14 protein-coding genes are annotated in these 13,085 nt (G+C 65.2%); 1 reads left to right on the forward strand and 13 read right to left on the reverse strand.

Features of this window, described 5'->3' with window-relative positions:
- Positions 1 to 16: 16 nt before the first annotated feature.
- From fliJ to fliF, 5 genes are read right to left on the reverse strand one after another with little or no spacing between them, the layout of a single operon-like run.
- A complete protein-coding gene (fliJ, locus tag ACIGJG_RS23390; protein ID WP_011301215.1) occupies positions 17 to 469 on the reverse strand; it encodes a flagellar export protein FliJ in 453 nt (150 codons plus the stop codon).
- Positions 462 to 1,928, reverse strand: a complete 1,467-nt coding sequence (gene fliI / locus ACIGJG_RS23395) for a flagellar protein export ATPase FliI (protein ID WP_140949404.1) — start codon at positions 1,926 to 1,928, stop codon at positions 462 to 464. The genes fliJ and fliI overlap by 8 nt, the downstream gene beginning before the upstream one ends.
- On the reverse strand, positions 1,921 to 2,691 hold the full coding sequence (gene fliH, locus ACIGJG_RS23400; RefSeq protein ID WP_483673993.1) for a flagellar assembly protein FliH: 771 nt from the start codon (positions 2,689 to 2,691) through the stop codon (positions 1,921 to 1,923). Before fliH ends, fliI begins: the two co-directional genes overlap by 8 nt.
- Positions 2,678 to 3,691, reverse strand: coding sequence for a flagellar motor switch protein FliG (fliG, locus tag ACIGJG_RS23405; RefSeq protein WP_011301212.1), 1,014 nt, complete (start codon positions 3,689 to 3,691; stop codon positions 2,678 to 2,680). Before fliG ends, fliH begins: the two co-directional genes overlap by 14 nt.
- A complete protein-coding gene (fliF, locus tag ACIGJG_RS23410) occupies positions 3,678 to 5,384 on the reverse strand; it encodes a flagellar basal-body MS-ring/collar protein FliF (protein ID WP_011301211.1) in 1,707 nt (568 codons plus the stop codon). Before fliF ends, fliG begins: the two co-directional genes overlap by 14 nt.
- A gap of 458 nt (positions 5,385 to 5,842) precedes the next feature.
- On the opposite strand from fliF, the gene fliE reads away from it, so the two are divergent.
- Complete coding sequence (gene fliE, locus ACIGJG_RS23415; protein ID WP_011301210.1) at positions 5,843 to 6,166, forward strand: flagellar hook-basal body complex protein FliE; 324 nt, start codon at positions 5,843 to 5,845, stop codon at positions 6,164 to 6,166.
- A 94-nt stretch (positions 6,167 to 6,260) separates the two neighbouring features.
- Here fliE and ACIGJG_RS23420 read toward each other — a convergent pair whose 3' ends face one another.
- The 8 genes from ACIGJG_RS23420 to ACIGJG_RS23455 all read right to left on the reverse strand — a co-directional run bounded on the left by ACIGJG_RS23420 (position 6,261) and on the right by ACIGJG_RS23455 (position 12,328).
- Positions 6,261 to 6,542 (reverse strand): EscU/YscU/HrcU family type III secretion system export apparatus switch protein, encoded by a 282-nt coding sequence (locus tag ACIGJG_RS23420; protein ID WP_140949406.1) that lies wholly within the window; start codon positions 6,540 to 6,542, stop codon positions 6,261 to 6,263.
- Complete coding sequence (fliK, locus tag ACIGJG_RS23425) at positions 6,539 to 7,861, reverse strand: flagellar hook-length control protein FliK (protein WP_140949407.1); 1,323 nt, start codon at positions 7,859 to 7,861, stop codon at positions 6,539 to 6,541. The genes ACIGJG_RS23420 and fliK overlap by 4 nt, the downstream gene beginning before the upstream one ends.
- Positions 7,862 to 7,912: 51 nt before the next feature.
- On the reverse strand, positions 7,913 to 8,245 hold the full coding sequence (locus ACIGJG_RS23430) for a flagellar protein FliT (RefSeq protein WP_011301207.1): 333 nt from the start codon (positions 8,243 to 8,245) through the stop codon (positions 7,913 to 7,915).
- 22 nt (positions 8,246 to 8,267) lie between these two features.
- Positions 8,268 to 8,672: a flagellar export chaperone FliS gene (gene fliS / locus ACIGJG_RS23435; protein ID WP_011301206.1), complete on the reverse strand. Its 405-nt coding sequence runs from the start codon at positions 8,670 to 8,672 to the stop codon at positions 8,268 to 8,270.
- A gap of 21 nt (positions 8,673 to 8,693) precedes the next feature.
- Positions 8,694 to 10,109: a flagellar filament capping protein FliD gene (gene fliD, locus ACIGJG_RS23440; protein ID WP_011301205.1), complete on the reverse strand. Its 1,416-nt coding sequence runs from the start codon at positions 10,107 to 10,109 to the stop codon at positions 8,694 to 8,696.
- Positions 10,110 to 10,159: 50 nt separating this feature from the next.
- On the reverse strand, positions 10,160 to 10,531 hold the full coding sequence (locus tag ACIGJG_RS23445) for a flagellar protein FlaG (protein WP_011301204.1): 372 nt from the start codon (positions 10,529 to 10,531) through the stop codon (positions 10,160 to 10,162).
- A 133-nt stretch (positions 10,532 to 10,664) separates the two neighbouring features.
- Complete coding sequence (locus ACIGJG_RS23450; RefSeq protein WP_140949408.1) at positions 10,665 to 11,786, reverse strand: FliC/FljB family flagellin; 1,122 nt, start codon at positions 11,784 to 11,786, stop codon at positions 10,665 to 10,667.
- A gap of 221 nt (positions 11,787 to 12,007) precedes the next feature.
- On the reverse strand, positions 12,008 to 12,328 hold the full coding sequence (locus ACIGJG_RS23455) for an RNA chaperone Hfq (RefSeq protein ID WP_011301202.1): 321 nt from the start codon (positions 12,326 to 12,328) through the stop codon (positions 12,008 to 12,010).
- Between the last annotated feature and the right edge of the window lie 757 nt (positions 12,329 to 13,085).

Genomic DNA, 13,085 nt, shown 5'->3' on the forward strand with positions numbered 1-13,085 from the left:
TGCTTGTCCCTTGGGCTCAGTTGAGTCGGCTGGCGTTGTCACGGGCCAGTCGTGCGGCGTATTCGTCGTTGGCGCGCTGCTCGCGGCGCGCGGCGACCTTTTCCTCGCGGGCGTCGGCGCGCGCGATCAGGGTGTCGAACGAGTTCACGCGGCGCTTGTTGTTCTGCCAGCGGCTGCGTCCGGCCAGCAGGTCGGCTTCGGCCTTTTCCAGCGCGGTAGTCTGCTGGCGGATGGCGTGGTCGAGCGAGTCAAGGAAGCGCGAGAAATCGTGCCAGCGCCCCGACGTCATCCCTTCCGCGGCTACTGCCTGCATGCGCTCGCGATATTCGTGGCGATATTGCGTGAGCTGGTTGAGCTGGTTCTCGGCCTGCGTGCGCAGCCCCTGCAGCCGGCCCAGTTCGCGCGCGGCGGCATCGGTGTCGTTCTGGGCCAGCTCGGCCAGGGTTTGCAGAGCATTCGGTTTAGCCATATTCGCTCCTGTCGAAGAGGCTATGCAGCTGCCCGACCGCGTCGTCGTATTCCGCGCGCTCGTGGATGTCCTGCTGCAGGAAGGCTTCCATCCGGGGATGGAGCCGGATCGCCAGATCCAGCTCGGGATCGTTGCCGGGCACGTAAGCGCCCACGCTGATCAGGTCGCGGTTGCGCTGGTAGCGCGACATCAGCTGCTTGAAGCGGCGCACCGAGCTGAATTGCTCGGGCGGGATCAGCGCGGTCATCGCGCGGCTGATCGACGCCTCCACGTCGATGGCCGGATAGTGGCCGGCCTCGGCCAGGCTGCGAGAGAGCACCACATGGCCGTCCAGGATCGCGCGCGCCGAGTCGGCGATCGGGTCCTGCTGGTCGTCGCCCTCGGTCAGCACGGTATAGAAGGCCGTGATCGAGCCGCCGCCTTCCGGGCCGTTGCCGGTGCGCTCGACCAGCGTCGGCAGCTTGGCAAACACTGAAGGCGGATAGCCCTTGGTGGCGGGCGGCTCGCCGATCGCCAGTGCGATCTCGCGTTGGGCCATCGCGTAGCGCGTGAGCGAATCCATGATCAGCAGCACATGCTTGCCCTGGTCACGGAAGTACTCTGCCAGCCGCGTCGAATACGCGGCGCCCTGCATGCGCAGCAGCGGCGAGCAATCGGCCGGTGCCGCCACCACGACCGAGCGGGCGCGGCCTTCGGGGCCGAGGATGTGTTCGATGAATTCCTTGACCTCGCGGCCGCGTTCGCCGATCAGGCCGACCACGATCACGTCTGCGCTGGTGTAGCGCGCCATCATGCCGAGCAGCACGCTCTTGCCCACGCCGGAGCCCGCGAACAGGCCCATGCGCTGGCCGCGTCCCACGGTCAGCATGCCGTTGATCGCGCGCACGCCGGTGTCGAGCACCGTCTGGATCGGCGCTCGCATCAGCGGGTTGATCTGTTCGGCGGACAGTGGGACTTCCTGCGCGGCGCGGATCGGGCCCAGGCCATCGAGCGGACGGCCGGCGGCATCCACCACGCGGCCGAGCATGCCTTCGCCGACCGGCAGGCGTTTGGAACCCGGCTCGCGCGGCGAGCTGGCGCCCTCCGGCTGCGGCGACGGCTCGAGCGGATAGACGCGCGCGCCGGGCAGCAGGCCAACCACGTCGGACTGCGGCATCAGGTAGAGGCGGTCTGCGCCGAAGCCGACGACTTCGGCTTCCGCCGTGCGCTGGCCGCCGGGATTGGCGCTGAACTGCCCCGCGGGCAGTTCGATCAGGCAGTCGCTGCCCACGGGCAGTCGCAGGCCAACGGCTTCCAGCACCAGGCCGGCCGCGCGCGTGAGTCGCCCGCAACTGCGCTTGCTGTCGAGGCCGGAGATGCCGGCCGAAGCCTTGTTCAAGGCATGGCGCCAGTGCTCTGCGTGGGGCGCCGGCGGCAGTTCGGGCACCTCGGTCCGGGCTTCCGTCGCAGCGTCAGTCATGCTGCGGCTCCCACGGATCGTCGCGGCCCAGAGCCTTCGCCACGCGTGCCCAGCGGGTTTCCAGCCGGGCGTCGCGTTCGCCGCTGGTCGCGCTGGCGATGCAGCCGCCACGCGTGACGGCCGGGTCTGCGCGCAGGGTCCAGCCAGCAGCTTCGAGTTCGCCCTGCATATGCGCTTCGACCAGCCCCACGTCTTCGGGATGGAGCAGCAGGCACGGCGAGCCGGTCAGCGCCGGTTCGCTGGTCAACAGCTCGCGCACGGCGGGCAGCAGGACTTCCGGATCTTCTTCCACTTTCGTGCGCACGAGCTGGCGCGCGACATCGAGCGCGAGCGAAACCAGCGCATCGGACACTTCCTGATCGACGCCGTCGAGCGCCTTGCGGAAGTTCGCGGCCAGTCCCTGCAGGCGCGTGGCTTCGTTGCGCGCGGCTTCGAGCCCGCGCGCATAGCCTTCGCGGTGGCCGTCGCCATAGCCCTGGGTCTGGCCCTGGGTATAGCCCTGTGCGTAGCCTTCCTTGCGCGCGCCTTCGCGCATGGCGTCGAGCGCCGCGAAGTCGATCGGCGGCGGCGCCGGTTCGGCGGGTGCTTCCTGCACGATCTCTTGCAGCGCGGCGCGCGGGTCCAGGGAACCCATCTGCCAGCGCTGCCAACCGGCGCCGCGCGTGCGGCGCGGCGGCTCGAACGGGGCAAAGCCGCCAGCGTCGCCGGCCTGGTTCTCGCGCAGTGCGATACGTGCGGCAAGGCCGCGCTCAGACATAGGCATCGTCTCCTCCGCCAATCTGGACTTCGCCGGCATCGGCCAGGCGTCTTACCACCTGCAGGATGGCCTTCTGCTCGGCCTCGACCTGCGACACGCGCACCGGGCCCAGCGCATCCAGGTCCTCGCGCAGCATTTCGCCGGCACGCGTGGACATGTTGCGGATGAACTTGTCGCGCAGCTCCGCCGGCGCGCCCTTGAGCGCGACGATGAGCGATTCGGTGGCGATTTCCTTGAGCACGCGCTGGATGCCGCGATCGTCGACTTCCATGAGGTTCTCGAACAGGAACATCTCGTCGATGATCTTCTGCGCCAGGTCGCCGTCGTGCAGGCGCACGCCGTCGATGACGGCTTCTTCGTGCGCGGTGCTCATCAGGTTGATGATCTCGGCCGCCGTGCGTACGCCACCCATGCGGCTGCGCTTCAGGCTCTGGCCCGACAGCAGCTTCGACAGCACGTCCGTCAGTTCTTGCAGCGCGCCCGGCTGCACGCCGCCGAACGTGGCGATACGCAGGATCACGTCGTTGCGCAGGCGGTCCGTGAACAGCGCCAGCACCTCGGACGACTTCTGGCGGTCCAGGTGGATCAGGATGGTGGCGATGATCTGCGGGTGCTCGTCGCGGATCAGTTCGGCCACGGAGGTCGCATCCATCCAGTTCAGCGAGTCGATGCCGCTGCCCGGATCGCGCGATTCCAGGATGTCCTCGATCACCGACTGGGCGCGCTCTTCGCCGAGCGCTTTGTTCAGCACGCTGCGGATGAACGAGCTCGAATCGACGTTCAGCGCGAGGTATTGCTCGGTCTCGCCGCGGAACTCGCCGAGCACGCCGGCCATTTCCTCGCGCGTCACCGAGCGCAGTTCGGCCATGGCCGAGCCCAGTTCCTGCACCTCGCGCTGGGACAGGTGCTTGAACACTTCGGCAGCGGCGTCTTCGCCGATCGCCATCATCAGGATGGCGCTCTTCTGCAGGCCGGTAGCAGTGGAGGCGGCTTTAGCGGAGGTCATTGCCAATCCAGTTCTTGATTACGCTCGCAACCAGGCGCGGGTCGCGTTGCGCGGCGTCGCGCACCAGCGCGAGATCGCTTTCATATTTCGCGGCCAGCCGCAGGACTTCCGGATTGGTCGGTTCCTCGGGTGGCAGCAGTTCGGCCGTAGTTTCGGCGGCCGGAGTGGGTGCCGGCAGCGGCGGGGTGGTGTAGCGGCGCAGGATCGGGCGCGCAATCTTGAACCACGCGAACAGTGCCAGCAGCGCCAGCAGCAGATAGCCCGCGCCGGTCTTGGCCAGGTCGATCATTTCAGGTTGTTTCCACAACGGCAGTTCAGGCGTCACTTCGCGATCGACCGTGAACGGGCTGTTCACCACATTGATCGAGTCGCCGCGGTCGGCCGAGAAGCCCATGGTTTCCTTGGTCAGGTTCTCGATCTGGGCCAGCAGTGCCGGCGGCAGCGGCTGGGCGACCATCTTGCCCTTGGCGTCGGCCTGTTGCCGGTAATTGACCACCACCGCGACGGACAGGCGGCGCACGCCACCGGGCGCCTGCTGCACGTGGCGAACGGTGCGGTCGAGTTCGTAGTTGACCGTCGAATCGCGACGGTTGCTGCTCGGGCCGGTCGATGCGGTGCTCGTGGCGGCCTGGGCCTGGCCTGCCTGCGCGCCTTGCGGCTGCGCGGGTGCGCCGGCCTGGCCCGGTGCCTGTCCGGCACGCGGCGTTTGCGCCGTGGTGATCGGCGCCGTGGCAGGCGCCGGCGGCTGGTTGGACAGCGCGCCCGGCACGCCGCCCGGCGGCGTCGCACCCTGCTGGTTCGACTCGCTGGTCTGCTGGCTGCGGATGGCAGCGTGGGTCGGGTCCTGGTTTGGCTTGTAGCTTTCGTCGGTGTGCTCGACGATCGAGAAATCGACGTCGGCCGTCACCTGTGCGCGCACATTGTCCTTGCCGACGATCGGCGTCAGGATCGATTCGATGCGCTTCAGGTAGTTCTGCTCCAGCGCCTGCACATACTTGAGCTGGGTCGCGTCGAGCATGCGCTCGTTGCCGCTGTTCGACAGCAGGTTGCCGTGCTGGTCGACGATGGAGATCGCCTTCGGCGTCAGTTCCGGCACGCTCGACGACACCAGGTGGCTGATCGCCGCGACCTGGCCTTCATCGATCGCGCGGCCGGGATAAAGCTGCAGCACGATGGACGCCGTGGGCTTCTGGCGCTCCCGCACGAACAGCGTCGGCTTCGGAATGGCCAGGTGCACGCGTGCGGACTGCACGGCGGCGATCGATTCGATCGAGCGCGCGAGCTCGCCTTCGAGCCCGCGCTGGTAATTGACCTGTTCGGCGAACTGGCTGATGCCGAACTTCTGGTTGTCCATCAGTTCCAGGCCCGTAGTGCCGCTCTTGGGCAGGCCTTGCGAAGCCAGGCGCAGACGCGTCTCATGGACCTTTTCCGCCGGGACCATCACGGCGCCGCCGCCTTCGGCGAACTTGTACGGCACGTTCATCTGCTGCAGCGACTGCAGCACCGCGCCGCCGTCGCGCTCGGACAGGTTGCTGTACAGCACCTTGTAGTCCGGCGCACGCGACCACAGCACGCCGACGGCGATGGCCGCAGCCAGTGCGGCGCCACCGAGCATCAGCGGCAGCTTGGGATTGGCCTTGAGGCGGTCGAGCACTTCGCCCGAGCGGCCGGGCAAGGACATTGCCGCGGTCATGCGCGCGCTCCGGCCATGGCCGGGCGATAGCCCCGATCGCTCTGGCGATGGTGGCCACCATGGACGTCGGCACGCCTTGCTTCGGCACGGCTCACTTCAGGCTGCTGAGAAAACACGCGTACTCCCGGGAGGGTTGTTCTGGAACACCGTGCCGGATGGGGAAACGCAAGGCAAAGCCCGCGCCTTTCCGGCACGGTAGCGATGATCGGTCAACGCGCTTGCGCACAATCTGGTGAATAGGCCGGGTTTTCCTCCCGATTTCGGCTGATGGCGCGCGGCGGGCGGCAGGTACGCTTGGCCTCGCTGAAATTGGGTGGCAAGCGCGCGCGATCCGGCTGCAATGTGGACCTTGCGGCACGTTTCGACGGTATTTGCGCGGCTGCCTACCGTCGAACCAATGTCTAACCACAGGATCCGGCACCGATGCATCGACCCGGGCCGGCAGGGAAACCCGCTTCATGACCACGCTCTCTCCTATCGAAGGCATGCTGCAGCAACTGCGCGGCCTGGCCCAGACCGCGGCCGGCACCAGTTCGCAGGCTGCCGCACCGGCGGCCTCCGGTGGCTTCGCCGGCGAACTGCAGCGCAGCCTGAGCCGCATCAATGCCACGCAGGAACGCGCCTACGGCCTGTCCGAAGCTTTTGAACTCGGCAAGCCGGGCGTGGCGCTCAATGACGTGATGATCGAACTGCAAAAGGCCAATGTGTCGTTCCAGACTGGGGTGCAGGTGAGGAACCGGCTGGTGCAGGCGTATCAGGAAATGATGAATATGCCGGTGTAAGGCCATGCCGGCATGGCGCCGGCAAACCGGATGTCAGGCAGCCCCTGTGCCGCGAACGCGGACAGGGGCTGTTTCCATTCAGGGAACAACGGGATCAGACCGGAGCTTCGGGGCCGGATTCCAGCTGGTAGAGCCAGGCAAGCAGCTCCGCAATGGCAGCGTACAGTTGCGGCGGGATATGGCTGTCCAGGTCCACCTGCATCAGCAGGTTCACGAGAGTGGGAGAGCCGTGCACGTAGACTCCGGCTTCCCGCGCACGGGCAATGATAGCCTCGGCGACGACGCCATAGCCCTTGGCCACCACGCGAGGTGCCTTGTCGTCCGTCTGGTACGACAGCGCGATGGCGGCGCCGCGGTTCGGATCGGCTTCGCTCATGCCGAGCCTCCGTTTTCCATGCTGTCGCGTGTTTCGACGTTCAGGCGCTGCAACGCGATGCCTTGCGCTTCGAGCTGGCTGCGCAGCTGCGGACGCGCCGCGATGAAGCGCGCGGCGACATCGGTCTCGGCCGTTGCCAGGCGGGCTTCGAGGCCATTCGGACCGAGTGTCAGCACGGCCTCGACCATGCCGAGCTTCGGCAACTGCAGCCGCAGACGGCTGGACCACTGCCGCGCATCCGATGCGTCTTGACTGGCCGCGTCGTCTTCATGGCGCGTGATGTCCCATTCCATCGGCGTGCCGGGCCACGCTTCGCCGGCGAAGCGGAATTGTTGCGTAGCCAGCAGTTCCAGCTGCTGGCGCACGACACCTTCGGTGGACGGGTGAATGGCCGGTCCTTGCGCCGCTTGCTGTTGCGCGGGCTCGGGGCCGGCACTCAGGTCCATCAGCACGCTGTGGCGTGGCGCGGCGGCTTGCTCCGGGGCGCGCCCCGCGTCGGCCGTGGCCTGGTAGGCCTGCGTGGCGACCGAGCCAGCGGAAGGCCGGGACGGCATGCCATCCGGCGATGCCTCTCTGCTGTAAGACGCATGCGAGCCCATGCCCTGGCGTACGCCTTGTTCGAACGGCGCGTGGTTGTGGGCGACACGCGGGTTGCCTGGCGCTGCCAGCGCTTCGGCAAGCAACTGCGAGGCAGGGATGGGGACCGGGCCAGCTGCGCGTGGCACATCGGCGGCCGTGGAGCTGTTGGAACCTGACGGGCCGCTGTACGTCAGCATCGGCGCCTCGGGCCCGGCTTTCGCACCCGGCGGCGCGAAGGGCGCACTGGGCAGCAGCGGCTGGCCGAGCGGGGCTTGCGGCTGTTGCAGGATGCTGGCCAGTGGCCGCGCACCCGCAACCCATTGCGCCAGGTGCGATTCGTAGAACAGTCCGCTCTCATCCACCATATTGGCCAGCGCCGTCGCCACGGTTGCCGTGTTGCCGGTCGTCGGCGGAGCGGGAAGCAAGGGGCCAGCCGAGCGCAGTGGCTGCGCAGGCGTGCCGTCCATCAGCGTCAGGATGGCGCGCGCGGCAAAGCTCAGCGACTCGCGCGTGGAAGCGCCGGGTAGCAGCGTGGCCTGGCCCGGTTGGCCATTGGCAGCCCTGGCGGCCTGGCTGTTGCGGATGGCCTGGTCGGTCGAGTTCTGCACGCCCGACTCGGATGCGTCCAGCACGGGCTGGAGCAGCGCAACCTTGTCGAGCGTGGACAGGCCCGTGCGCAGTTGTTGCGGATCGAGCGTCTGGACGGAACTCAGTCCGGGAGGAAGATGGATGCCGGTCATGTTGCCGGGACAGACGAGCGGCGGGCCTCTTGGGACTCGCCGCGCAAAGCGTTACGCCGTCGCGCCGTAGGCGGCGGACAGGTCGAACTGGCGGCGCGAGCTGGTCAGCAGGCTGCCAATGCGGCGGAGTTCGGGCATGGCCAGGTCACGGATACGCGCGTCGTACGTCAGGATGCGGTCCAGCAACTGGTAGCGGCGCATGCGCTCGGCATCCGAGAGCGACGCTTCATGGTCGAGCTGGCGCAGCCGGTCGACCAGCACCAGGTAGCCGCTCTGCAGTTCGGCGACGGTATCCCAGTCCGCGGCCTGCGCGGCTTCGAACATGCGGCCAGACAGCACGAGGATTTCCTCGTAGCAGGTGACGATGGGAGAGAATTGAGCCATTTCGGTAGCCTTGCAGCGTAAATTATTGCTCTGCCTGCTGGGACGTCTCGTCGATCTGCGCCCAGGCCGAAGCCAGGCTTTCCAGCAGCCGGTCGACTTCGTCGAGCATGTCGCCATCGCTGTGCAGGTTGGCCAGCATCAGGCGCCGCACCATGTATTCGTACAGCGACTCGAGGTTGGCGGAGATCTCGCCGCCCGCCTCGTGGTCCAGCACGGCGCGCAGGCCGTTGTCGACGATGTCGATGGCCTTGGAGATGGCATTGCCGCGCGCCACGATCTCGCCGTTCTCCAGATGGAACTTTGCCCTCGCGATGGCAGCGCGCGCGCCGTCATACAGCATTGTGATGAGCTTGATGGGACTGGCACTCATGGCGCCGGTCTGGACCCCAACCTGGGCGTAGGCGTTGATGGCTTGGCGGGCGAACATGGTTTGCTCTCGTTAAGGCGGTTACTTGCTCGATGCGTTGTTCAGCGCGGTGAACTGCTGCGTCAGGTAGCTGCTGGTGCGATTCATCTGGCTGACCATCAGGTCCAGCTGGGTGAACTGGGCCTTGTAGCGGTCCATGGTTGTGTTGATACGATCCTGCGAGTCGCTATAGTTCTTTTCCAGATCCTTCAGCGTCTTGGTGATGCCGTCCTGCGCGGTCTTGAGCGAACCGTTTGTGGCCGACAGGCCGTCAACATAGCCGCTTACCTGCTTGCCGATGCCGCCGGTGCCCGTGGTGCTCGAGAACATGGCAGTGACGCCGGCAAGATTGTTGTTGAGCGCCTTGGTCAGCTTGGTATCGTCAACCGACATGGTACCGGTCTTGCCGTCGAATTTGATGCCAATATCTGCCAGCGAGATAGAACCGCCGTTGCCGTCCGGCATGGTGCCGCCAAGCATGGAGCGCAGGCGCATCTGGATGGAGCGCAGCGTGCCGTCGCCGGTCAGTGGCGACGAGCTTTGCTTGGACGTATCGAATGCAGTGAGCGACTTCGCCGTGGTCTGGATATTGTTGTACGCGGTAACGAAGGCCTGGATCGACGACTTGATCGAATCGTAGTCACGCGTGACCGTCAGCGAGGTGGTGCCTTCCTTGGTCAGGTTCATCGTGAGGCCCTGGCCGGCGTCGACCACGGCATTGCTCTGGCTGACGATATCGATGCCATTCACCTTCAGCGTGGCATTGGCCGGGGGCACCTTCTGCTCCATGGCATTCGTCGTTGCCGAGGGATCGAAGCCGACGATATTGTTCAGCGCCGCACTGCCCGACGACACGCGCATGGTGGCCTGCGTGCCGGTCTTGTCGGAGGTCAGCACCAGGCGATACGGGGTGCTGCTGCCATCATTGATGATGCTGGCGGTCACGCCTACGCCGGCCTTGTTGATGGCGTCACGGATATCCTGCAGCGAGGCGTTGTTCGCAATCGTGACCTTCTTGGTGCTGGTCGGTGTGGCGGTCGGATCCGCCGCGAGTGCTTCGCCGAAGTCGAAGACGATCTCGCCGCTGGTGCCGGCAATGGCAGCCTTCTGATCGGCAATCTGGCCGCTGACCAGCGATTGCGCGGTAGCCAGCGTCTTGACGGTAATGCTGTAGTTGCCCGGTACGGCGTTGGATGCCGTGGTCACCGACATGATGTCAGTCGAGCCCACCGTGGCCTTGACGGCACCGAACGTCGTGGCGTCGCCAAGCTTCTTGGCGGCGGCCTGGTATGCAGTCAACACGCTCTGCACCTGCCCAAAAGCCGACAGCTTTGCCTGGAAGCTCGTGGCCCGCTTGTCGATGGCGTCGAGCGGTGCCTGCTCGGCGGTTTTCAGTTGGTCGAGCAGGCTGGTCAGGTCCAGGTTCGAGCCGACGCCAAGGGCGGAGATCGCTGCCATGTTGTTTTTACCTCTTCTTCAATTGACGTGACTTCGTATGGTGAGCGCGCTTACACGGCCTGGCTGACGAACAGTCCCTGCAGCTTGTCGATGGCGCTTGCGATTCGCAGTACCTCTACGGTGGGCATCTGCCGGATCAGTTCGCCGGTTTCCTTGTCGACCACCTTGGTGATGACGCGGTGCGTGCTTTCGTCGATCTCGAAGCGCAGGCTGATCGACGTTGACTTCAGTGCCTCGACCAGTTCGCCGACGGCAGCGGAGGTATCCACCGAACCCGCCGCGCCAGTCTTTCCGCTGTCGTCCTGGCCATTGCCAACAACGGGAAAGGAGACGCCTGTCGGTGCCTGGACGCCAATGGTGCTGGCGGGCACATCGGAAGGAAGTCGCACTGCGACCGGAGTCACTGAAGAAGGAGACGCCATGATTTGCTCCATCCGGTTTGGCGTGAATCAACATCGGAAAGAAACGCTTTGCAGGCAGTGGTCTGCCTGCAAAACGCTCCCGGCAAAAAGGCCGGGCCTTGCGGCCCAGCCTTTTTTGCCAGCGCAGGTGCGATTAACGCAGCAGCGACAGCACGCCTTGAGTGGTCTGGTTGGCTTGCGCCAGAACCGAGGTACCAGCCTGTTGCAGGATGTTCGCGCGGGTCATGTTCGACACTTCCGTTGCGTAGTCTGCATCCTGAATGCGCGAGCGCGAAGCCGACAGGTTCGTCACGGTCGTGCCCAGGTTGGCGATGGCCGAGTCAAAACGGTTTTGCACGGCACCCAGCGAGCTGCGCAGGTCGTCGACCTTCGACAGGGCGGCGTCGATGGCAGCCAGCGGGTTTTGGGTAGCGGCCGACAGCGGCTTGCTCGAATCAAACGTGACGGTTGCCGTCGGGGTGGCGGTGGTCGTGCCTTGGGCGGCGTCCTTGACGGTGATCGTGGCCGCGTAGAAATCGCTGCCGTTCTGGACGAACCAGCGGCCGTTGTCATCTTGCACCAGCGTGTTGGCGGTGCCGCCGTTCGCATCCGTGAACGTCATGTCCGCTGCGGCGACGTCGACGCTGGCGCCGGTGTTGTCGCGGCCCTGGACCACAGCATTTTCACCAGTGGCGGTGTTGGCGCTGTTATAGGCGTACGGCGTCGTGGTACCGGCCGACGACGGGCCGGCTACGTTCAGGGTGTTCAGGCCCAGCGTGGTGGCGTTGATCTGCTTCAGGTCGATGCTGATGGTTTCGCCGTCGTTGGCGCCAACCTGCACAGCCATCTTCGAGTTGCTGGCCAGGACCTTCACGCCGTTGAACTGCGTCTGCGACGAAACGCGGTCGATTTCGTCCAGGCGTTGCTTGATTTCAGCCTGGACCGAAGCCAGGTCGGAGCCCGAGTTCGAACCGTTGGCGGCCTGCACGCTCAGTTCACGGATACGTTGCAGGTTGTTGTTGACTTCGGTCAGTGCGCCTTCGGTCGTTTGCGCCAGCGAGATGCCGTCGTTGGCGTTGCGCTGGGCTTGGGTCAGGCCGCGGATGTTGGCGGTGAAGCGGTTCGCAATGGCTTGGCCAGCAGCGTCATCCTTGGCGCTGTTGATGCGCAGACCCGACGACAGGCGTTGGATCGCGGTGTTCAGCGACGATTGCGAAGCGTTCAGGTTGTTCTGAGTCATCAGAGACAACGAATTGGTATTAATGACTTGCGCCATTTACGACTCCTGTATGCAAAGTTTTGGGCATTCCGGCAGTTGCCGTAACGTTGGCTGCCTGCTTTGCAGGGCGTAGAGTGCCTCCGTTGTTTGGGTTATCGACAGGTGTCGCGAAAGGTTTAGAGTGACTTTTTCGCAGGATTGCAACAGCCGAGATGGCCGCGGCTCGCTCGTTGCGGACGGCTGCAGCGTGTCTGGCGCGGCCGCGTTGTGGCCGTACTTCAGCGCCGCCGGCGCTTGCGCGGCATGTAGATGGGTACGAAATCCGGCGAGGTGTCGGTTTCGGGGGCGGGCAAGGCTTCGCCGCCGGCGCTGGCCTGCGTGATCATGGCAATCGCATGCTTGTATACGACCACCGGCCTGGTGTCCTGCATGTCCTTGCCAAGCAAGAGCAGGTAGTCGTCCAGGGCGAGCACTACGCCTTGCAGCCGGGTGCCGTTGCACAGGAGCACGACAACCGGGATGCGGCTTCCCGCGTGGAGGCCGAGTTGCTGGTGCTGCAGTTTCCGGCTGTCTCGTGGGGGCCTGGTTTCCTTCTTCACATCGACTCCGGAAGAGCCCGCAGGGGTTCTGGCGGCTGGTGGCGATCGACCGACCGGTGCCGATATTCAGTATGGCCCGGCCAGCGCAATGGGAGAAACATTCGCTCTCGGCACCGGCATGGGAATGCTTCCCGCGCGCCACGCCGCCGACGGGGCCGTGTTGCGGACCACGGGGTTCGACGCGCTTTTTGGCGACCGGTGCGGTCGGGGGAGAAGGGGAATACTTCAGCGGCGAGAGTAACAAATTTTTACAAACACAGCAGAAGTCGGCCATCTTCGAGAATTAGAGGTTTTCCTCTAGACGGCTCGTTGCCAATATCGACACTCTTGAGGTAGCGGTCTGCCGGCCAACGGCCGACAGACGCGCTGCGGATTCCTGGGACGCTTGTATGCCCTTTGTATTAACATAAGTGCACACTTACATAGTGCGATCCCAATTCGAGCGAAACCTGATGCCGTCGCGATAAAAGTGATTATTTCATCGCATTCAACTAGGGCGTTCACTGATAGAAACGGGATTTACACCTCATGTAAGCACGTTTATATTCATACCAGAGCTAACTGGCTCTGAGCAGTCCTGGAAAGCCTACGAGCACCCCGCGCGTGGGCTTCTTTTTTTGGGGCTCACGTCGAGCCGGCGGCACCTTGCGGTGCTCCGCCATGGGGCCATCGGGATGCCTGGCAGGATTAAAAGGCACACCGCAACCTGCCCATTCATGGAAATGCGGCCACTTTCCATGCCAATTCCAAATTCCCT

Source organism: Cupriavidus sp. C1SS-2L, from assembly GCF_057073735.1.